Source organism: Nonomuraea sp. CX421, assembly GCF_059358955.1.
On record NZ_JCADBK010000013.1, the window covers coordinates 23,883 to 44,440 of the forward strand.

The window sequence follows — 20,558 nt, forward strand, 5'->3', positions numbered from 1 at the left end:
CCGCGCCGACGCCGGATCCGCCGTCGCCCGCTACGGCCACGCCGAGTGGGCGCGCCGCCGGCCGCTACGCCGGTGTCGGGTGGTTCCGCCGTCCGGCGGCCAGCCAGACTCCGGCCAGCGCCACCATCACGCCCACCACCAGGCCGAGCACGCTGTACGACAGGCCGCCGACGATCGCGCCGGCCACGATCGTGCCGGTGGCGCCGCACACGTTCATGAGCAGGTCCGACAGGCCCTGCACCGGGGTACGGCTGCCGATCGGAACCGACTCGGTGAGCAGCGCCGAGCCCGCCACCAGGCCGCACGACCAGCCCAGCCCGAGCAGCACCAGCGCCACCGTCACCTGCCAGACGCGGTGATCGGCGGTGGCGGCCAGGGCGGAGGCGCCGAGCAGCAGCGACATGCCGAGCAGCAGCACCGGCACCCTGCCCGCCTTGTCGGCCAGCCAGCCCACCACGGGCGACATGACGTACATCCCGGCGATGTGCAGGCTGATCACCAGGCCGATGACATCCAGGTTCGAGCCGTCGTGGTGCAGCTTGACCGGGGTCATCGACATGACCGACACCATCGCGGTGTGGCTGACCGCGATGATGACCAGCGCCCGGCGGGCCATCGGCGTGGCGCGCAGCGTCCGCCAGGCGTCCTTGACCGTGCCGCTCCTGGCCCGGTCGGCCGGGGACGCGCCGTCGCGCTCGCGCGCCAGCTTGAGCGGGTCGGGACGCAGCCCGATCACGATGATCAGCAGGGCCGCGGCGAAGGCCAGCGCCGCGAACGCGAACGGGCCCGCCTTCTCGGCCAGGCCCGCGTCCATGCCGATCTGGTCGGCGGGTCTGGCCAGGTTGGGTCCCGCCACGGAGCCGATGGTGGCCGCCCACACGACCAGTGACAGATGCCTGGCGGAGTGCCCCTTCGGCGACAGGTCGGTCGCCGAGTAGCGCGCGGCCAGGTTTCCCGCGCTTCCGCCGCCCACCAGCACCAGCCCGGCCAGCAGCAGCGGCCAGTTGCCCATCGAGATGGCGGCCACGGACAGCGCGCATCCCGCGAGCGCCGCCAGGTACGCCAGCGCCAGCCCCGCGCGCCGTCCGCCCCGTCCCGCCGCCTTGGCGGTGGGCAGCGCGAGCAGCGCGGCGCCGAGCACGGTCGCGGTGCCCGCGAAACCGCTGATGACCGTGGATCCGGACAGCTCGTCCACGACGACCGAGCTGAGCGCCAGCCCGACCGCGACCCCGACCCCGCCCGCGATCTGCGCGCCGGACAGGACGCCCAGGGTGCGGCGCTGAACGGCACGGATTCGGTCATCGGGGGAAATAGCGGCCTTTGTGGGGGTGCTCGTCACTTGTGAAGTCTCGCATAGCCCATGAGATGGCCCCAAAAAGGACAAGGGCGCTTTCCCGATGCGTTCCGCCCGTCCCATTCGTTCGGCCCGCGGACGGTGACAGGCGTCTCTCGCGACCGCGTCCCGGGGACGCGCCCGCTCCCATGACCTCCTTCCGTGAGGTCAGGTGGTCTGGCGGAAGGTGTCCAGGAAGACCTTGCGGTTCTTGGCCTGGTCGTCCCAGGTCAGCTCCGGCATGTCAAAGGTGATCTTGTACGCGGTGTCGTCGTCGATCGTGACGTACCTGGTCAGGGCGTGCATCGGGACACCGTTGGGCAACGTGTAGGTGTACTCCCAGTCGGCCGCCTTCCAGGTGCGAAACTGGGCCGCCTGCAACTGCACCTGGATGTAGCCCTCCCGGCCGCCGTCCGCCTCCTCCCTGCCCAGCTCGGACAGGCCGCCGTCGGGCTGCGCGGTCGCCTGCTCCACCAGGATCCGCAGGCCCGAATCCTTGGGCCCGGTGAACGTGGCCTCGCCGCCGGACGTCGTCAGCTTCCAGCCCTCGGGGACCGCCGCCGAGAAGCCCGGCGGGGTCTGCTCGGTGTAGCCGTCGGGCACCGCTGTCTTCTGGAGCGGCTGGGCCGACGCGGTCTCGCTGGTGGCGAGCGGGGGGCTCACGACGGGCTCCGGCGAGCCGCTGGAACCGATGAGCGCGATGGCCACCGCCACCGTGCCCACGGCCGCGACGGAGGCGAGGATCAGACGGGCGGTCGGCCGTCCGTCCCGCACCCAGGCGCTGTCCTCGTCATCACCGGGCCTGCGCCTGCTTCTGTTCCTGGTCAGCTGGTCGGGTGCGCTGGGCAGGGCGGCCAGGCGGCTGCGCGGGACGTCGCGTGACAGGTCGCGCGAGTGGTCGCGGAGGTCGTCGTCCGTGGCCAGCGGCCAGGGAACGGCCCGGCTGTCGGTGGTCAGCGGCAGGATCGGCTGCGGCCCGCTCTGTCCCGGCGGGTCGCCACGGCCGGGGGTTCGCACCGGGTGCGGGCCCGAGGGGCCGCCGAGCTCGTCGGGCGCCAGGACCGAGTACGGGCCGGACGGCCCACCGAAGGGAGGCGGGACAGGGGCGTTCGAGGTCGATGGCCCGCCGAAGGGGGGAGGGGCGGGGGCGTGTGGGCCGGACGGTCCGCCGAACGGGGGCGGGGCCGGGTCGTGCGGGTTCGCCGGCCCGCCGAAGGGGGGACGGGCGCCGGGCGCGGGCTCCGGGGACCGCTGCGGGCCGGAGGGCGGTTCGGGCCGGCGCAGCGGCCCCGAGGGACTGGTGAACGCGTCGAACCCGTCCGCCCTCGGCGGGAACTGGCCGCCCGATGGGCTCGACATCGCGTCGTACCCGTCGGGGGGGCCGCTCCCCGGGTCGTACGGCACGCGTACCGGACCGGACGGCGTCTCCACGATCCGCGAGGGCATCGGCCCGGACGGCGGGTCGAACGGCGGCAGCAGCGCCATCGGCGTCGAGTCGGCCTGCGTGGGCAGCGACGGCTGCGTCTCGGGCGTGCGCGGCCGGACCGACCCGTGCGCGTGCAGCACCCGTTCGAGCGCCTCGCTCACCTGGTCGGCGGTGAGCCGTTCGGCCGGGTTCTTGCGCAGCAGCCGCTCGATGATCGGCAGCAGCGCGCCGGCTCGCTGCGGCCTGATCGGGTCCTGCGTGAGCACCGCGCCCAGCACGGCGATCGCGTCCGGCCCCTCGTACGGCGGGCGTCCCTCCACGGCCGTGTACAACGTCGCGCCGAACGACCACAGATCGGCCGCCTGCGTGATCGGCTGGCCGGACAGCCGCTCCGGCGGAACGTACGCGGGCGAGCCCATGAGCAGCCCGGTCTGCGTGATCGTGACGTCGCCCTCGATGGCGGCGATGCCGAAGTCGGTCAGCACCACCCGGTCGGCGGTGAGCAGCACGTTGCCCGGCTTGATGTCACGGTGCAGGATCCCGGCGGCGTGCGCGTGGCGCAGCGCGTCGAGCACCCGGATGCCGATCTCCGCGGCCTGGATCACGGGGAGCGGGCCGCTCTGCCGTACGGCCTGCTCCAGCGACCAGGCCCGGACCAGCTCCATGACGATCCACGGCCGGCCGTCCTCCTCGACCACGTCGTGCACGGTGATGATGCCGGGGTGCGTCAGCCGCGCCGCGGACCTGGCCTCGCGCAGCATGCGGCGGTGGGCGACCTGCTTGCCCGTGGTGTCGAGGCCGTACGGCAGGATCAGCTCCTTCACCGCCACGGCCCGGTCGAGCAGCACGTCGTGCGCGTGCCACACCATGCCCATGCCGCCCCGGCCGACCGGTGACATCAGCCGGTAGCGCCTGCCGATCAGGCGGCCCTGGCTCTGCGACGCGTTCCCCTCCGCGCCCGGCCCGCTGAGCACGCGGTCGGCTGCCATCTCCGCCCCCATCTCCAGCATCGTCCGTCACATGCGCCGCGCCAACTTGCAGATTATGCGGTTCGCCACGATATAGGCAGTTCATTGAAGAACGGAAGCGGGAACCCTGCCTGACAAAGGGCATTACATAGCGAAATGTCGATCAGCAAAAGTGATCATTAAACGGAATCGGCCAGCGCCGCCAGCGCCCTGGTGAACGCCTCGGCGGGCGGATTCACCAGGCCCGCGCCGACCTGCCCGGTGCCCGCCACGCGCCCCGCGATGCCGGTGTTCACCACGGGTAGCAGGCCCGTCCTGGCCACCAGGGTGACGTCGATGCCGACCGGTGTGCCGCGAAAGCCGAGCCCCGGGATCTGGTAAACGGGATGTTCGGCCAAAGTGATCTCGTACATCGACCGGGTGGCCGCGATGGCGTCCGACACCTCGCCGCCCACGAACCGCACGATGGCCGGGGCCGCCGCCATCGCAAAACCCCCCAGACCCGACGTTTCGGTGATAGTGGAATCGCCTATGTCTGGATTGGCATCGGCTGGGCCGTATGCACCGAGATAGAGCCCGTCCGGCACACCCGCCGGCCCGGTGAACCACCGGTCACCCAGCCCCGAGACCTGCACGCCGAAGTCGGTGCCGTTGCGCGCCATGGCGACCACCAGCGAGGAGCCCGGCACGTCCCGGGCCGCGTCGGTGCTCACCTTGCCCGCGGCCATGCCGGCGTTGAGGAAGAAGTGGTCGTTGCCGTTGACGAAGCGCAGCACCTCGGCGGCGCGCTCCGGAGCCGCGTCCACCACGGCCGGGGCCAGCTCCCGCAGCAGCAGGGAGGTGGCGGCCCGGTTGCGGTTGTGCAGCTCGTCGCCCATCTGGAGCGCCTGGGCGATCAGGGCGCGCAGGTCGATCGGGCCGATCAGCGCGATCGCCGCCGACAGCACCGGGCCGAGCACCCGGTCCATCCAGCGCAACCGGTCGAGGACCTCGGGGCCGTACGCGCCATAGCGCAGCACCTTGCCCAGGCCCTCGTTGAGCGAGCAATAGGCGAGACCGCCGTGCTCGGCGTCCCGCACCTCGAACATCCACATCGACGGGCTGACCACCCCCGCCATCGGGCCCACGGTCCGGCGCCCGTGGCACGGCTCCAGCCGTACGCCGCCGGACTCCAGCAGCGAGCGGGCACCGTCCTCGTCGTGCGCGTACCCCTCCAGCAACGTCGCGCCGATCAGCGCGCCGCGCATCGGCCCCGACGCGCGCTCCCAGTCGACGGGCGGACCGGCGTGCAGGAACGTCCGCCCGTCCAGATCCAGCACCTCCGACGCCCGCCGGACGCCCACCAGGTGCGGCCGGGCGGAGGTCAGCCGGGCGACCGCGCGCTCGTTGGCGGCCGTCCGGCGGGGATCGGCCAGCACCCTGGCCAGGGCGTCCGCGGTGCCCGGCAGAGGCGGACGCCACTCCACGGGCGTCGTGGCGACGGCCTGGGCCTCCAGCGCCTCCTGGAGCAGGCCGGCGCCGACCGTGATCACGTGCGGTGGGCCGGAGAGAAGCGTCAAGTCAGGTCCCTGGCGTGGCGGGCGGCATGGGCGTTGGAGGTGAAGACGGAGGCTCCGGCCTCGCGGAGCGCGGCGGCCTGGCGGTGCAGGTCCTGGGGGTCGCCCTCGGTGCCGACCAGCGCGACGACCACGGTCGCCGGGCAGCGGGCGATCGCGTGGGCGAACGAGGCGGCCGGGTCGGGGTCGGCGGCGTGGCCGAGCACGACGTCCATCAGCACCACGTCGCCGGGCGCGGCCTTCGCCAGCGCCTCCAGCCGCAGCGCCGGGTCGATCATCGGATGGGCGCGGCCCAGCGTGTAGGCGTCGTCGCCGTAGTCGACGAACTCTCCCCGCCCCACGATCAGCCGCGCCTCCGCGCACAGCGTGCCGCCCGAGTAGACGCCCCGCACCGTGCCGGTCACCGCCTTGCCGGACCATCCGGGCCAGGCCGGCCACTCGGGCACGGACCGGCCGAGCGCCCGCAGCGCCTGCTCCGCGGCCTCGGTCAGATCACCCTCGCCCAGCAGCGCGGACACGACCGGAGTGCGCAGGCTCGCCACGACCTCGCGTACGGCCCGCGCCGCCTCGGGGGCGGGCGGCTTGGAGACGAGGACGATCAGCTCGGTGGCCGGGTCGTCGTCGAGCATGCGCAGCGCCCGCACCGTGGACAGGCCGCCCACCTCGGCCGACAGGTCTCTGCCGCCCACGCCGAGCACGTGGCTGACGCCCGTTCCGGCCAGGTCCAGCAGCGACGTCACCTGCTGGGCGCCGGTGCCGGACGCGGCGACCAGCCCCACCGGACCGGGCCTGAGCACGTTCGCGAAGCCGAGGCCCACGCCGGCGATCACCGCCGTGCCGCAGTCGGGCCCCATGACCAGCACGTCCCGCTCCTCGGCCAGCCGTTTGAGCAGCACCTCCCGCTCCACGGAGACGCCGTCGCTGAAGACCATCACCGGCAGACCGGACTGGACGGCGTCCAGCGCCTCGGCGAACGCGTGCTCGCCCGGCACCGAGACCAGCACCACGTCCGCCGGGCGGCGGGCGGCCGACCGGGTGGTGAGCGGCGGCTGCTCCGCCGCCGCCTGGGTCCGGGAGCTCGACAGGGCCGCCAGCTGACGGTCCAGCTCGCGGGTGGCGGTTTCCACGTCGTGGCCGCGGATCGCCACCAGCAGATCGGCCGGTCCCGCCGCCGGCAGGTCGAAGCGCAGGTCGCGGGCCAGAGCGAGGTTCAGCTCCGTCGCCATGGCGACGATCGCCACCTCCGTGCCGGGCAGCTCGGTCAGCGCTTTGCTCACCCGCATGAGAGCGACCGAGTCGTGATAAATCCCGGTACGCACCATCACCACATCGCCCATGACCACATCACCCGTGCCGCCGCTCACGCGGGACCGCCCAGGGCGAGGACGCTGGACAGGCCGATCGCGATGCCCTGCGCCAGGTCGGAGCCGGAGGTGTGCCCGAGGCGGTGCAGCCGCCGCACCGCGGGCTCCAGAGCCTGCCGCCCGGCGAGCCCGCGCAGCACCGCGATCACCTCGGGGCTCGCCTCGCCCCGGGCCGCGCAGTGCAGGAGCGTCGCCGAGATGGGTGTCGTACGGGTACGGGCGTCGTAGGTCACGGTCGCCGCCAGCCAGTCGGCCAGCCACACCGCGCGCTCGGTGCCGGTGCCCGCGCCCAGGTGCCGCAGCGTCACCAGCAGCCCGGCGAGCACGTCGTCACCGCTCGGCGTGAGCCCCGGCCCCAGGCCCACGAGCTGTTCGGCCGCCGTCATCACGCCCAGCAGCCAGCCGCGGGCGCAACTGCCGGCCAGCAGGTCGACGGCGTCGTTGCCGGCCAGCCCCGGACTGCCCACGGTCAGGTGGGGAGCGGCCTGTTCCAGGCGCAGCGGATCGACCGGGCCGAGTGGCGGCGCGGGATCCCACCAGCGGTGCGCCCGCAGGCTCAGCCGTCCCAGCTGGACACAGCCGTCGCCCACCCACCCCTCGTCACCGACCGTGACGTGCGGCAGACCGGCGGCCAGCAGCACCGAGTTGGGCAGCCGGGTCGCCGCGCCCGTGATCAGGGCGATCACCGACGGCTCCACGTCCGACCTGACCTCGAGATACACGCCCGTGGAGAACGCGGCCAGGACCCGGGCCGGTGAGCGCGGCGCCTCCAGCACCGGCCGCACCGCCGAGCTCGCGGCCCCGGTCACGTGGGTACGCGGCCGCCTCGCATGAGTACCGACGGTCACCGGACCTCCTTACCGACCTTGGACCTGACCGTAGAACGGCCTCCCAACCCTCCGTACGGAGAAATTTGCCAACAGTGCGCGGGAAGGTTGGCTCTTCCTGACAGACCGGCTAAGGGGCCACAATCTCCACATGGAACCCCCCGTCCGCCTCGCCAGCACCGGAACGATCATCCACGGCGTGTCCGTCGGGGAGGTGCTCGGCGTCTCGACCCTGGCCGAGGCCCGGCTGATCGCGGGGGAGAGCGGGCTGGGCCGCATCGTGCAGCGTCTCAACGTCATGGAGGTGCCCGACGTCCTGGCCTGGGTCAAACCGCACGAGCTGCTGCTCACCACCGGCTACCCGCTGCGCAACACCCCCCAGTCGCTCGGGCGGCTCGTCGCCGACCTCGACGAGCGCGGCCTCGCGGCGCTGGCCATCAAACTCGGCCGCTACGTGGACGAGCTGCCCGCCGAGATGGTGGAGCAGGCCGACCGGCTCGGCTTCCCGCTGATCCTGCTGCCGAACGACGTCGGCTTCGACGACATCCTCAACCAGGTGCTGACCGACATCCTCAACCGGCAGGCCGCGGTGCTCGCCCGTGCCGAGGAGGCGCACCGGGCGCTGGTCCAGGTCGTGCTCGCGGGTGGCGGCCTGAACGAGGTGACCGAAGGGGTGGCCGGGCTGCTCGACGTGGCCGTCGCGGCGGTGGACGGCGGCGGCCGGGTGCTGGCCACCGCCGGGCCCCCCGACCACGTGGCGGCGTTACGCGAGTCGATCGGCCGCGAGGGCCCGGCGGTGGGCGCGGTCCGCGTGGCCGCGGGCGGCCGGGGGCGCGAACTCGCCTCGGTGCCGGTCGTGGCGGGCGGGCACCACCACGGCCGCATCGTCGCCTACAGCCCGGCGGGCGCCATCCGTGACAGCGACATCGGCATCCTCGAACGCGCCGCCACCGTCGCCGCCCTGGTCGTCACCCGGCAGGAGGCGGTCAACGCGGTCGAGAGCAAGTATCGCGCCGACTTCCTGCGCGACGTCCTCACCGGCCGCGCCGGCAGCCCCGAACGGGTCATCGCCCGGGCCCGGGCCTTCGGCTGGGACCTGGATCGACCGGTGACCGTGCTCGTCGCCGAGCTCGACCCCGACGGCGACGAGCGCAGCGCCCAGGACCGGCTCGTCGCCTGCTGGACCGCGGCGATGCGCCGGCACGACCCCCGCGGCGCGGTGGCCGGCTTCTCCCACGAGGTCGTCGCGGTCGTGGACGCCGAGGTCGACGCGGCCAGGGTGGCCAAGGACGCCGCCTCCGCCTTCGCCGACACGCCGCCCGCCACGTTCTCGACCGGCACCTCCCGGCCGTCGCCCGGCGGGGGAACCCTCCCCGAGGCGTACGCGCAGGCCCTCAAGGCCGCCCGGGTCGGCCGGCAGCTGCACGGCGCCGGCGCGGTCGCCCACTTCGACCAGCTCGGCGTCTACCGGCTGCTGTCGCTGGTGAACGACACCGACGAGCTGCACGCCTTCGTCCGCGAGACGATGGGCCCGCTCGCCACCGACGACGACGCCGAGAACGCCGACCTGCGACGCACCCTGCAGGTCCTCCTGGAGACCAACCTGAACGTGGCCGAGACCGCCCGGCGGCTGCACTTCCACTACAACACGCTGCGCTATCGCATCGGCAAGCTGGAACGCATGCTCGGCAACTTCACCGACGACCCCCACCTGCGGCTCAACCTGACCCTGGCGCTGCACGTGCTGCGGATGCGGGGCATCTAGGCTTGGCCCTCGTGGACTTCGAACTGCGCTCCGACTACATCCCGCTGTGCGACCTGCTGAAATACTGCGGCATCACCGAGACCGGCGGCATGGCCAAGCATCTGATCGCCGAGGGCATGGTGCTCGTGGACGGCGAGGTGGAGCTGCGCAAGACCTGCAAGATCCGCTCCGGCCAGCTCGTCTCGGGCGACGGCTTCGCCATCCGGGTGCGGTGACCTTCACGGAAAGTGGCGATGATGTTACTCGCCGTTGACCATGCTCGAACATGCGAGCGAAAAGAAACGGCCCCCGAAATCGGGGGCCGTAGAGCCCGGGAACGTAGCCCCAGGCGTTGATGACTCCATGTTAGGGGACTATCGCCTTGGGTGACAAGCCGAACGGAGAGATGGCGCGCGTCGGGGTCTATGTCGACGGCTTCAACCTCTATTACGGGCTCAGGCTGCTGAGCCGACGCCGCGATCTCTGGCTCGATTTGGGCGAGTTGGCGCGCAACCTGCTGCGCAGCGGGCAGAGTCTGGAACATGTCACCTATTTCACCGCGCTGGTCCGGGCGGATCCTCTCGCCGTGGCCCGCCAGCGGGCCTACCTGGCCGCGTTGCGATGCCATGGCACCGAGGTGGTGCTGGGGAGGTTCCAGGAGCAGGTGAAGCGGTGCCGGACGTGCGGCGCCACCTGGCGGTCCTATGAGGAGAAGAAGACGGACGTGGCGATCGCGAGCGCCGTGGTCGCCGACGTCGCCCTCGGGCGGGTCGACGTCGTGATGCTCATCTCGGCCGACTCCGACCTCTGCGGGGCCGTCGAGAGAGTGAGGGAGATCGACGCGCGGCGTGGCGCCAAGACGAGGGTCGTCTCGGTCTTCCCTCCGGGCAAGAGCGCCGACGGTCTGCGCAAGTGCAGCGACGCGTGGTTTCCCCTGGGCGCGGCCGTCGTACGGCGGTCGCAGTTGCCGGAGGTGGTGGCGGGGCGGGACGGGGCGCGCTATCACCGGCCGCCGCACTGGAACTGAGACGGGCACCCATTTTCGGCCCGGCAGGACGGCCGGAGCCGTCTCACCGGCTCGCATGGGCGGAGTGAGTGACGGGAACGCTGGTCAGGAAAGCGAATTTGGCAGATCATGCCCGTGTGGAAGTGGGGAAACGGGCCTAATCTGCCCGCAATGGTTTAGTACCGCCGCGGAGGAGCCTGCGGGGCGGCCACCTGTCCGACGGCCCGGCTGATGAGGGGCTTTCATGGTTTTCGGCTGGACCAAACACGGTGACGGCAAACATCTGGCTCCCGGTGAGGTGGTCAGACCGGACGAGCGGCTGAGCTGGCCGCGCATGATCGGGTTCGGGGCGCAGCACGTGGTCGCGATGTTCGGCGCCACGTTCGTGTTCCCGCTGGTGATGGGGCTCAACCCGAACACCGCGATCATGATGTCCGGGGTCGCGACGATCCTGTTCCTGCTCATCGTCAAGGGCAAGGTGCCCAGCTACCTGGGCACGAGCGCGTCGTTCGTCGGCGGGGTGCTGGCGATCAGGGCGCTGTTCGGCGGTGACACCGAGGGGGCCAGCGCCATCGTGACCGGCGCGATCCTGGTCGCCGGATTCGTGCTGGCGCTGGCCGGCCTGGCCGTGCACTTCCTCGGCGTCGGCATCATCCACAAGATCTTCCCGCCGGTGGTCACCGGAGCGGTGGTCATGCTGATCGGGTTCGGCCTGGCGTACGTGGTGGCCGACTTCTACTGGCCGCAGGACCAGTGGCTGGCACTGATCACGATGCTGATCACGTTCGTGCTGGTGGTGGCGTTCAAGGGGTTCATCGGCCGGATCGGCATCCTGATCGGGCTGATCGCCGGCTTCCTCCTCTCGTGGGTCGCCGACCAGCTGTTCGGCATGGTGCCGGCCTACGTCGACGGCGCGCTCACCATCGCGCCGCACTGGCGGGTGGACTTCTCGAAGATCGAGTCGGCCCCCCTGTTCGGCTGGCCCGACCTGCACGCGCCCGACTTCAGGTTCTCGGCCGTGCTGCTCGTGCTGCCCGCCGTCATCGTGCTGATCGCGGAGAACATCGGGCACGTCAAGGCCGTCGGCGAGATGACCGGCACCGACGTCGACCCCTACATGGGCCGGGCCATCGCCGCCGACGGCGCGGCCACCGTGCTCGCCAGCGCGGTCGGCGGCTCGCCCACCACCACCTACGCCGAGAACATCGGCGTCATGGCGGCCACCAGGGTCTACTCCACGGCCGCCTACTACATCGCCGGCGTCATCGCGATCGTGTTCGGCTTCAGCCCGAAGTTCGGCGAGCTGGTCTCCGCCACGCCCGACGGCGTGCTGGGCGGCGTCACGGTCATCCTGTACGGCATGATCGGGCTTCTCGGCGCCAAGATCTGGGTCGAGAACAGAGTGGACTTCGCCGATCCGGTCAACATGGTGCCGATCGGCGCGGGCATCATCCTGGCGATCGGACCGGTGAAGCAGATGATCAGCGGTGACTTCAGGCTGGAGGGCATCGCGCTCGGCACCATCGTGGTGGTGGGCGGCTACCACCTGCTGCGTGTCATCGCGGGCAGGCGGCCGGTGCCGGTGGGGAGCGACGCAGGGTGAAGCCGCCGCCGTTCGAGTACCACGCTCCACGCGACCTCGGCGAGGCGCTGCGCATCCTCGCCGGGGTGCGCGGCAAGGTGCTCGCCGGCGGCCAGAGTCTGATCCCGCTGCTCAACATGCGGTTGATGGCGCCGGAGCACCTGATCGACATCAACCGGATCGAGTCGCTGGCCACGATCGAGGCGACCCCGAGGGGCGTCACGGTGGGCGCGCTGGCCCGGCACAGCGAGGTGGAGCACTCCGGCGCCCACCCGCTGCTCGGCCAGGCGCTCCGGCTCGTCGCGCACCCCGTGATCCGCAACCGCGGCACGGTGGTGGGCAGCCTCGTGCACGCCGACCCGGCCGCCGAGCTGCCCGCCGTGCTGGCCGTGCTCAACGGTTCGGTACGGCTCGCGCGCGACGGCGCGGCGGCCGGCGACGCGCCAATCGTGCGCGACGTGGGCGCCGCCGAGTTCTTCACCGGCCCCCTGGAGTCGGCGGTGCGGCCGGACGAGCTGGCCGTGTCGGCGTTCTTCCCGGCGTTGCCCGCGCGGACGGGCACCGCGTTCCGGGAGGTGGCCAGGAGACACGGCGACTACGCGCTGGCCGGGGTGTGCGCCGTGGTCACGCTGGACGACGACCTGCGCGTCGGCTCGGCCCGGGTGGCCTGCGTCGGCGTCGGCCCGGTGCCGATCACGGTGGACGTGACGTCCGAGTGCGACGGCCGCCCGGCCGCCACGGTCGACTGGGCGGCGGTCACGCGGGCGGTGCGGGAGGCCACCGAGCCGGAGGGCGACATCCACGCCACGGCCGCGTACCGCCTGCGGTTGGTGGGCGTGCTGGCCGGGCAGGCGCTGAGTGAGGCGGCCCGCGAGGCCGCCGCGGACTGAGGGAGGGCAGTGGAGCACGAGATCACGCTGGTCGTCAACGGCGACGCGCGGCGGGTGCGGGTCCCCGGGCGGCGGCTGCTGTCCGACTGCCTGCGCCACGACCTGGGCCTGACCGGCACCCACGTTGGCTGCGAGCATGGGGTGTGCGGGTGCTGCACGGTCCTGCTGGACGGCCTGCCGGTGCGATCATGCCTGACCTTCGCGGTGACGGTCGACGGGCACGAGATCACCACCGTGGAGGGGCTGGCCGGACCCGACGGGCTCTCACCGGTGCAGCGGGCGTTCGCCGAGTGTCACGGGCTGCAGTGCGGATTCTGCACCCCCGGCTTCCTGTGCACGGTGACGGCGCTGCTGCGGGACAACCCCGCGCCGACCGACGACGAGGTGCGCGAGGGCATCTCAGGCAACCTGTGCCGCTGCACCGGCTATCAGAACATCACCAAGGCCGTCCACCGCGCCGCCGAGCTGCTGGCCGAGGAGACGTGATCCATTGACGACCAGGCTGTTCGGCGAGCCGGTGCAGCGCAGGGAGGACCCTCGGCTGCTCACCGGCCAGGGCCGCTACCTCGACGACCTGGGCGCGGACGCGCTGGCCGTGGCGTTCGTGCGGTCGCCGCACGCCCACGCCCGCGTCCGCGACATCGACGTGACCGCCGCCCTCGACGTCGAGGGGCTGATCGCCGTCTACACCTGGGAGGACCTGCCTGAGCGGGTCGGACGCCCGCTGCCGCTGCTCATCCCGCACCCCGCGCTCACCCACGGCCGCACCGCCTACCCGCTAGCCAGGGAGATCGTCCGGCACGTCGGGGAGCCGGTCGTCATGGTCGTGGCCACCGACCGGTACCTGGCCGAGGACGCCTGCGCGCTGATCGAGGTCGACTACGAGCCGCTCAAGCCGGTCGTCGGCCTGGAGGAGGCGGCACACGGCGCGCGACTGGTGCACGAGGACGTGCCGGGCAACGTGGGCGCCCACCTGGTGCAGGAGGTCACCTCGGCCGCCGGCCTGAGCGCTGCCGAGGCCGTCGAGGCCGCGCCGCACCGGCTGTCGTTCCGGCTCGACATCGAGCGCAGCGCGAGCATGCCGCTGGAGGGCCGCGGCGTGCTGGCCCGCTGGGACGGCTCCGACCTGCGGGTCTACTCCAGCACCCAGACCTCCACCAGCGTCCGCATGGCGATCGCCGCCGCGCTCGGCCTGCCGCTGCCGCACGTCGAGGTGATCGCCCCCGACGTGGGCGGCGGCTTCGGCGTCAAGATCGTGCACCCGTGGCCGGAGGAGATCCTGGTGCCGTGGGCGGCGATGCTGCTCGGCCGCGAGGTCAAGTGGACCGAGGACCGCCGCGAGCACTTCGTCTCCTCGGCGCACGAACGCGGCCAGGTGCAGCACGTCACCGTGGGCTTCGACGACGAGGGCCGGGTCCTCGGCCTGGACGTGTCGATCCTGCACGACCACGGCGCCTACACGCCGTACGGGATCATCGTGCCGATCATCACCTCCACGCAGCTCCTCGGCCCCTACCGGATCGGCGCCTACCGGGTCGAGTTCAGCGCCATCTACACCAACACCGTGCAGGTCACCCCCTACCGGGGCGCGGGCCGGCCGCAGGGGGTGTTCTGCATGGAGCGGACGATGGACAAGATCGCCCGCTATCTGGGCAGGGACCGCACCGAGGTGCGTGCGGTCAACTTCATCGGCCCCGACGAATTCCCGTACGACCAGAAGATGACCTTCCAGGACGGCCGGCCGCTCATCTACGACAGCGGCGACTACCCCGAGATGCTCCGCATGCTCAAGGAGCTGATCGGCTGGGACGACTTCCGGCGGGCTCCCGGCCGGGGCATCGGCATCGGGTGCTACGTCGAGGGCACCGGCGTCGGCCCCTACGAGGGCGGGCACGTGCAGGTCACCTCCGACGGCCGGGTGCACGTCTCGACCGGGCTCACCTCGCAGGGGCAGGGCCACGAGACGGTGTTCGCCCAGATCGCGGCCACCGAGCTGGGCGTGCCCATCGAGCGGGTCTCGGTGGTCACCGGCGACACGCGCAGGTTCGGCTACGCGGTCGGCACGTTCGCCTCCCGGGCGGCCGTGATGAGCGGCAACGCGATCGCGCTGGCCTGCCGCAAGGTCCGCGCGAAGGCGCTGCGCATCGCCGCCGACGCGCTGGAGGCCGACCCCGCCGACCTGGAGATCGCCGACGGCCTGGTGCGGGTGCTGGGGGCGCCGTCGGCGTCGATCCCGCTGTCCACGGTCGCGGTGCTGGCCAACCCGCTGCGCTACGCGTTCGACGACGAGGCGGCCCGCGCCACCCAGTTCGCCGGCGCCGCCTCGCCGGACCGGCCGCCGGTCGCCGAGGGCGACGAGCCGGGCCTGGAGGGGCGCGACTACTACTCGCCGATCAGGTCCACGTTCGCCTCCGGCATGCACGCCGCCATCGTCGAGACCGACCCGGACACCGCCGAGATCAGGGTGGTCCGCTACGCGGTGGTGCACGACTGCGGGCGGCTGATCAACCCCATGATCGTCGAAGGGCAGATCCACGGCGGGGTGGCGCAGGGCATCGGCGGCGCGTTGTACGAGCGGATGGTCTACGACGGGCACGGCCAGTTGCTCAACGCCTCATTCATGGACTTCCTCATGCCGTACGCCACGGAGGTCCCGCACGTCGAGACGGCCCACCTGGAGACGCCGTCGCCGCTGAACCCGCTGGGCATCAAGGGCGCCGGCGAGGCGGGCGTGATCCCGGTCTCCGCGGTGATCGCCTCGGCCATCGAGGACGCCGAGGGCATCGAGATCGACCGCATGCCGATCTCACCGTCGGAGCTGTTCGAACTCCGCCAGTGATCATGGCAGGATCGCCGCATGACGGAGCGGTCCACGGCGGTGCGCCAGATACGGTCCGGCGGTGAGGTGACGGAGCTGCGGGCGCCGAGCGCGGGCCTGACCGCGGTCCCCGGCACCCCGGCCGAGCTCGCCCGGGTGCGGCTGATCGACCTGGCCTGGAACGAGCTGACCGAGCTGCCTCCGTGGATCGGCGGCCTGCGGTCGCTGACCGAGCTGAGGCTCGACGGCAACCGCCTGCGCGCCCTGCCCGGCCTCACGGGCCTGACCGCGCTGCGCGAGCTGCACCTCGACGGAAACCTGCTCACGACCGTCCCGGCCTGCCCGCCGCACCTCGAAGCACTCTTCCTGTACGGCAACGCGATCGAGACACTGTCCGGCCACCTCCCCGCCGGGCTCCGGCACCTGTCGGCCGGCGGCAACCGGCTGACCGAGGTGCCGGGGGCGCTGTGGAAGGCGGCCCGGCTGGAGTCGCTCAACCTGGCCGAGAACGAGCTCACCGAGGTGTCCCCGGCGCTCGGCGGCCTGAGCGGCCTGCGGATGCTCGACCTGGGACACAACCGGCTCACCTCGATCCCGCCCGAGCTGGGTGACCTGCGCCTCACCGGCTACCTCTACCTGAGCGACAACGGCCTCACCGAGGTGCCCGCCGCGATCGGGCGGCTCGACCGGCTGGCCTACCTCAACCTCACCGACAACCGGCTGACGAGCCTGCCCGAGGCCCTGGGCGAGATGGCGTCACTGGTGGAGCTGCGGCTCTACGGCAACCGGCTGGAGTCGCTGCCCGACGCGATCGGCCGTCTCGGCCGGCTGCGCGAGCTGCACCTGAGGGGCAACCTGCTGACCGCGCTGCCCGCCTCGGTCACCCGGCTCGGTGAGCTGCGCCATCTCGACCTGCGCGGCAACCGGCTCGGCTCGCTGCCCGCCGGGCTGGCGGCGCTGACCCGGCTCACCCATCTCGACCTGCGCGCCAACCGGCTCAGGACGCTGCCGGAGGACCTGGCCGGGCTGCCGGCGCTGGAGAAGCTGGACCTGCGCTGGAACAAGCTCGACGACGATCAGGACGTTGTGCGTCGTCTCCGGGAACGCGGCTGTGTCGTCCTCACCTGAATCGGCCTGACCTGAACACGGGTCCGGGCTGAACTCGGTTCTCAGGTGAACCCGGGCCGCGAGGGCTGCGTATCTCGGCACATGACGACATTTCCACGTCTGGCCGCCTCTGCGCTGCTGCTGGTCGGACTCGTAGCCGCCTGCGCGCCCGATGGCGGCGGCGACGGCGGCGGTTACGCCGCGGCCGGCGAGCAACAGGCGGGGCAGCCCTCAGACGCGCCCAAGGAGAAACTCTCCGTCGAGCAGCTCTCCGCCAAGGTCGGCTGCAAGCCGCGGATGCAGGTCGACGCCGAGGACATCCGCACCGGCTACTGCAAGACCGAGGACGGCGAGTTCTTCGTCACCACGTTCGCCAGCCAGGCGGGCAAGGACGCCTGGATGGACATCGCGCCGGAGTACAACCCGCACCTGGTCGGCAACCTGTGGACCGTGCTGTCCAGCCGCAAGGTGCTGGACGCGCTCAAGGAGCGGCTCGGCGGCGACCTTCACCTCAAGGACCACCGGACCAAGAAGATGGAGACCATCGGCTGAGATCGCCCGACCGTCGGCGGACTCAGTAGCCACCCGGGCGGACGATCACCAGAACGACGACGGCGGCCCACAGCAGGTTGTGGATCCCGGAGAGCCGGTCTGGCTCGAGCTCCGGCCGGTCGGCCGCCAGGGGCCGCCTGGCGATCCGCGCGCCGGGCGGGGACGCTACCTCGGCGCCACCGCCACCTGAACCCGCTTTCTGAACACCCAGTACGTCCACCCCTGGTAGACGAGGACGAACGGCAGCGCGATCAGCCCGATCCAGCTCAGCATGGTCAGCGTGTACGGGCCGGAGGCCGCCTCGGCCAGCGTGAGGCCGGGCAGCGGCGCCCCGCGGAGGTCGGCGAAGACCGACACCGAGGTCAGCACGATGGCCGCCGCCGTCGCGGTGAACGCCCAGCCCTCCCGGCGCCGCCAGATGAGGGCGGCCGCCGCGGCCAGCGCGCCCATGGCGACCAGGGCGGGCAGCGAGTCGAGGCTCGACAGGGCCACGGCCGCCAGCGGCAGCACGACCGCGCTCGCAGCCAGGGCGACCAGCCGGGAGCGCCGGCGTACCCCGCCGTCGGTCTTGAGGGCGAGGAAGACGGCGCCGTGCAGCACGCACAGGCCCAGCGTGAACACCCCGCCCACCAGGGCCGCGACCGCGCTGCCGAACAGCAGGTTGGCGAAGACCGCGCCCCACAGGAAGGCCGGCAGCGCGCTGCCGATCACGATGCCGAGGTCGCACCAGGCCGGGTAGGAGACCTTGCCGCGCCACTCCAGCCCGACGCCGCGCACGATCAGGCCGACCAGGATCAGCACCACCGGCAGGTAGAAGGCGCTGAACAGGCCGGAGTACCAGGCGGGGAAGGCCGCGAACATGGCGCCCACGGCGGTGATCAGCCACACCTCGTTGCCGTCCCAGACCGGGCCGATCGTCTGCAGGCCCTGGCGGTGCTCGCCGTCGTCCGCGCTCACGAACGGCGACAGCAGCCCGACGCCGAAGTCGAATCCCTCCAGCACGAAGTAGCCGGTCCACAGGAAGGCGATGATGACGAACCACAGGTCGATCACGGTCTCCACCTCAGTACATCAGCGACGGTTCGCGCCGCTCGGCCACGGCCGCGCGCTGCGGCTCCTCGGGGCCGTTGCGAACATGCCTGGTCAGGAGTACGGCCTCGGCCACCGCGAGCGTGCCGTACAGGAGCGTGAAGATCGCCAGTGAGATGGCCACCTCGGTCAGGCCGACGCCGGGGGAGACGCTCGCGGCGGTCAGCAGCTCGCCGGCGACCGTCCACGGCTGGCGGCCCACCTCGCTCAGCAGCCAGCCGGCCGTCACCGCCAGCAGCGGCAGCGGCAGGGCGAGCACGAACATCCGCGACAGCCAGCGGGGCATCGGCCGCCGCCGGCGGGTCAGCCACAGGCCCAGGACCGACAGGCCGACCGTGGCCAGCCCGAAGACGATCATCAGCCGGAAGGACCAGAACACCACGGCCTGGTCGGGCCGGTAGTCGCCGGGCCCGAACTCCTTCTCGAACCTCTGCTGCAGGTCCTCGGTGCCCTGCACGGTGGCGCCGGAGTCGCCGGTCGACAGGAAGCTGAGCACGCCGGGGATCTCGATGCCAGGCGCGATCGAGAACGGCGCGCCCGCGGTGTCGTGCCGTAGCCCCTCGGCGGAGGCCAGCTTCATCGGCTGCTGCTCGAACGCGAGCTTGGCCGACAGGTCGCCGGTGCCCGCGACGACGAGCCCCGCGATCGCCGTCATGACCAGCGCGCCCCGGGCGGCGCCGCGCCACATGCCGTCCCTGGTCCGCAGCAGCCAGTAGCCGCACACGGCCAGCACGAACCCGCCCGCCACGATGAACGCCGAGGCCACCACGTGGGGCACCTGGGCGAGCGCGGTGGAGTTGGTGAGCACGGCCCACAGGTCGGTCATCCTGGCCTTGCCGTCGACGACCTCGTAGCCCACGGGATGCTTCATCCACGCATTGGCCGCAAGGATGAAATATGCCGACAAATTGGACCCAATGACCGCGGCCCAGAGGCAGGCCAGATGCACCCTCTTCGGCAGCCGGTCCCATCCGAAGATCCACAGTCCGATGAACGTGGACTCCATGAAGAAGGCCAGCAGCGCCTCCATGGCGAGCGGCGCGCCGAACACGTCACCGACGAACGTGGAGTATTCGCTCCAGTTCATCCCGAACTGGAACTCCTGCACGATGCCCGTCACCACCCCCATGGCGAAGTTGATCAGGAACAGCTTCCCGAAGAACTTGGTCAGCCGGAGGTAGTGCTCCTTGCCGGTCCGGTGCCACGCGGTCTGCAGTCCGGCGACGAAGACGCCGAGCCCGATCGTCAACGGCACGAACAGGAAGTGATAAACGGTGGTCACCCCGAACTGCCACCGCGCGAGATCAAGCGCGTCCATTCCCCCACCCATCCCCCACCCAGCTGCTGAGCTCCACAGGCCGTCGTCAGGTCTACCTATTGTAGTACTACGCCTTGTAGAGCAACGCGATGCGACCTTGGTCACACCCGCATGCGTATCGGTGGTATCGAGCATGTCGCGGGAGGTCACCACGCCGCGTCACCCGGCGGGCTGATTTCCGGCTACCTCCCGCGGCGGACCCTGATCGACCGACTGGCAGGTGTTGCCCTTATCGCGGCGGCGGCTCGTCCCTAGAGTGGCGATGTGAAGGTCGCAGGCAGCGCCGTGATCGGCGTCGAGAGAGATCGAGTGTGGGCCGCGCTCCAGGACCCGGCGGTGCTGGTGCGCACCATCCCGGGCTGCGAGCGCCTGGAGGAGAGCGGGCCCGACACGTACCGGATGACGGTCATCGCGGGGGTGGCCTCCGTCAAGGGCCTCTACCAGGGGGAGGTGGCGCTGGCCGAGCCGCTCGCGCCGGAGCGCTTCGTGCTGCGGGCGCGCGGCCAGGGAGCTCCCGGGACGGTCGACGCCACCGTGCTGGTACGGCTCAGCGAGATCGACGGGGGGACCCGGGTCGACTACGACGCCGACGCGGTGATCGGCGGCATGATCGGCGGCGTGGGCCAGCGCATGCTCGGGTCGGTGGCCAAGAGGACGGCGGGGGAGTTCTTCGCCGCCGTCGAGGACCACCTGCGCGCCCCCGCCGCGCCGGAGCCCGCCGGGCTCGCGCTGGAGGGCGCGGTGCCCGACGGGCTCGCGCGAGGCGAGGCGGCCACCGCGCCGGCCCCGGGCACGGCGCCCGCCGTCCAGGAGCGCCCCGGCGTGTACGAGCGGCGAGGCGCACCCGGTGGGTACGAGCGGCAGGCCGGGACCCGGCCGTGGACGATGCTGGCCTCGTTCGGCATGGGCGCGGGTGTCACGCTCGCCGGCGTGGTCGTGGGCTGGCTGCTCGGGCGCGGCCGGGGCCGCTGACCTCCA

The 20,558-nt window shown here is 72.2% G+C and carries 17 protein-coding genes; 10 read left to right on the forward strand and 7 right to left on the reverse strand.

The window, feature by feature from the left end; genetic code table 11:
- Window positions 1-64: 64 nt before the first annotated feature.
- The 5 genes from AC5L3X_RS23000 to AC5L3X_RS23020 form a co-directional block, all read right to left on the reverse strand.
- A complete protein-coding gene (locus AC5L3X_RS23000) occupies window positions 65-1,339 on the reverse strand; it encodes an MFS transporter (RefSeq protein WP_225263127.1) in 1,275 nt (424 codons plus the stop codon).
- Window positions 1,340-1,501: 162 nt separating this feature from the next.
- The gene (locus AC5L3X_RS23005; RefSeq protein ID WP_494859484.1) at window positions 1,502-3,748 is read right to left on the reverse strand and encodes a serine/threonine-protein kinase; all 2,247 of its coding nucleotides are present in this window, start codon (window positions 3,746-3,748) and stop codon (window positions 1,502-1,504) included.
- A 158-nt stretch (window positions 3,749-3,906) separates the two neighbouring features.
- A complete protein-coding gene (locus AC5L3X_RS23010) occupies window positions 3,907-5,286 on the reverse strand; it encodes a YlbE family protein (RefSeq protein WP_494859486.1) in 1,380 nt (459 codons plus the stop codon).
- The gene (locus tag AC5L3X_RS23015) at window positions 5,283-6,620 is read right to left on the reverse strand and encodes an AllF/FdrA family protein (protein ID WP_494859487.1); all 1,338 of its coding nucleotides are present in this window, start codon (window positions 6,618-6,620) and stop codon (window positions 5,283-5,285) included. The genes AC5L3X_RS23010 and AC5L3X_RS23015 overlap by 4 nt, the downstream gene beginning before the upstream one ends.
- A 23-nt stretch (window positions 6,621-6,643) precedes the next feature.
- Entirely contained in the window at window positions 6,644-7,495 is an 852-nt protein-coding gene (locus AC5L3X_RS23020) for an oxamate carbamoyltransferase subunit AllH family protein (protein ID WP_494859489.1), read from the reverse strand.
- Between the two features lie 130 nt (window positions 7,496-7,625).
- On the opposite strand from AC5L3X_RS23020, the gene AC5L3X_RS23025 reads away from it, so the two are divergent.
- The 9 genes from AC5L3X_RS23025 to AC5L3X_RS23065 all read left to right on the forward strand — a co-directional run bounded on the left by AC5L3X_RS23025 (window position 7,626) and on the right by AC5L3X_RS23065 (window position 17,173).
- On the forward strand, window positions 7,626-9,239 hold the full coding sequence (locus AC5L3X_RS23025; RefSeq protein ID WP_494859490.1) for a PucR family transcriptional regulator: 1,614 nt from the start codon (window positions 7,626-7,628) through the stop codon (window positions 9,237-9,239).
- Between the two features lie 11 nt (window positions 9,240-9,250).
- Window positions 9,251-9,454, forward strand: a complete 204-nt coding sequence (locus tag AC5L3X_RS23030) for an RNA-binding S4 domain-containing protein (RefSeq protein ID WP_494859492.1) — start codon at window positions 9,251-9,253, stop codon at window positions 9,452-9,454.
- Window positions 9,455-9,624: 170 nt separating this feature from the next.
- Window positions 9,625-10,245, forward strand: coding sequence for an NYN domain-containing protein (locus AC5L3X_RS23035; RefSeq protein ID WP_494859494.1), 621 nt, complete (start codon window positions 9,625-9,627; stop codon window positions 10,243-10,245).
- 223 nt (window positions 10,246-10,468) lie between these two features.
- On the forward strand, window positions 10,469-11,827 hold the full coding sequence (locus AC5L3X_RS23040) for a uracil-xanthine permease family protein (RefSeq protein ID WP_494859496.1): 1,359 nt from the start codon (window positions 10,469-10,471) through the stop codon (window positions 11,825-11,827).
- Window positions 11,824-12,696, forward strand: coding sequence for an FAD binding domain-containing protein (locus AC5L3X_RS23045; protein ID WP_494859497.1), 873 nt, complete (start codon window positions 11,824-11,826; stop codon window positions 12,694-12,696). The genes AC5L3X_RS23040 and AC5L3X_RS23045 overlap by 4 nt, the downstream gene beginning before the upstream one ends.
- A 9-nt stretch (window positions 12,697-12,705) precedes the next feature.
- Window positions 12,706-13,182 (forward strand): (2Fe-2S)-binding protein, encoded by a 477-nt coding sequence (locus AC5L3X_RS23050; protein ID WP_189126501.1) that lies wholly within the window; start codon window positions 12,706-12,708, stop codon window positions 13,180-13,182.
- 4 nt (window positions 13,183-13,186) lie between these two features.
- The gene (cutA, locus tag AC5L3X_RS23055) at window positions 13,187-15,535 is read left to right on the forward strand and encodes an aerobic carbon-monoxide dehydrogenase large subunit (protein WP_494859498.1); all 2,349 of its coding nucleotides are present in this window, start codon (window positions 13,187-13,189) and stop codon (window positions 15,533-15,535) included.
- Between the two features lie 18 nt (window positions 15,536-15,553).
- Window positions 15,554-16,642 carry a leucine-rich repeat domain-containing protein gene (locus tag AC5L3X_RS23060; protein WP_494859499.1) on the forward strand — a complete coding sequence of 363 codons (1,089 nt, stop codon included), beginning with the start codon at window positions 15,554-15,556 and terminating at the stop codon, window positions 16,640-16,642.
- Window positions 16,643-16,723: 81 nt separating this feature from the next.
- A complete protein-coding gene (locus AC5L3X_RS23065) occupies window positions 16,724-17,173 on the forward strand; it encodes a hypothetical protein (RefSeq protein WP_189126498.1) in 450 nt (149 codons plus the stop codon).
- Between the two features lie 165 nt (window positions 17,174-17,338).
- Here the strand turns inward: AC5L3X_RS23065 and cydB are convergent, their stop codons facing one another.
- Both cydB and AC5L3X_RS23075 read right to left on the reverse strand, forming a co-directional pair.
- On the reverse strand, window positions 17,339-18,226 hold the full coding sequence (gene cydB / locus AC5L3X_RS23070) for a cytochrome d ubiquinol oxidase subunit II (protein ID WP_494859501.1): 888 nt from the start codon (window positions 18,224-18,226) through the stop codon (window positions 17,339-17,341).
- Window positions 18,227-18,236: 10 nt separating this feature from the next.
- Window positions 18,237-19,580, reverse strand: coding sequence for a cytochrome ubiquinol oxidase subunit I (locus tag AC5L3X_RS23075; protein WP_494859502.1), 1,344 nt, complete (start codon window positions 19,578-19,580; stop codon window positions 18,237-18,239).
- A gap of 264 nt (window positions 19,581-19,844) precedes the next feature.
- Here AC5L3X_RS23075 and AC5L3X_RS23080 point away from each other — a divergent pair, with 264 nt between their 5' ends.
- Window positions 19,845-20,552, forward strand: coding sequence for an SRPBCC family protein (locus tag AC5L3X_RS23080; RefSeq protein ID WP_494859503.1), 708 nt, complete (start codon window positions 19,845-19,847; stop codon window positions 20,550-20,552).
- Window positions 20,553-20,558: the final 6 nt, after the last annotated feature.

Excerpts from the sequence above, each read along its gene's own strand:
- AC5L3X_RS23005 (WP_494859484.1), bottom strand. The coding sequence starts at position 3,748 with ATGGCAGCCGACCGCGTGCTCAGCGGGCCGGGCGCGGAGGGGAACGCG.
- AC5L3X_RS23065 (WP_189126498.1), top strand. The coding sequence starts at position 16,724 with ATGACGACATTTCCACGTCTGGCCGCCTCTGCGCTGCTGCTGGTCGGA.
- AC5L3X_RS23015 (WP_494859487.1), bottom strand. The coding sequence starts at position 6,620 with ATGGGCGATGTGGTGATGGTGCGTACCGGGATTTATCACGACTCGGTC.
- AC5L3X_RS23060 (WP_494859499.1), top strand. The coding sequence starts at position 15,554 with ATGACGGAGCGGTCCACGGCGGTGCGCCAGATACGGTCCGGCGGTGAG.
- AC5L3X_RS23040 (WP_494859496.1), top strand. The coding sequence starts at position 10,469 with ATGGTTTTCGGCTGGACCAAACACGGTGACGGCAAACATCTGGCTCCC.
- AC5L3X_RS23035 (WP_494859494.1), top strand. The coding sequence starts at position 9,625 with ATGGCGCGCGTCGGGGTCTATGTCGACGGCTTCAACCTCTATTACGGG.
- AC5L3X_RS23075 (WP_494859502.1), bottom strand. The coding sequence starts at position 19,580 with ATGGACGCGCTTGATCTCGCGCGGTGGCAGTTCGGGGTGACCACCGTT.
- AC5L3X_RS23025 (WP_494859490.1), top strand. The coding sequence starts at position 7,626 with ATGGAACCCCCCGTCCGCCTCGCCAGCACCGGAACGATCATCCACGGC.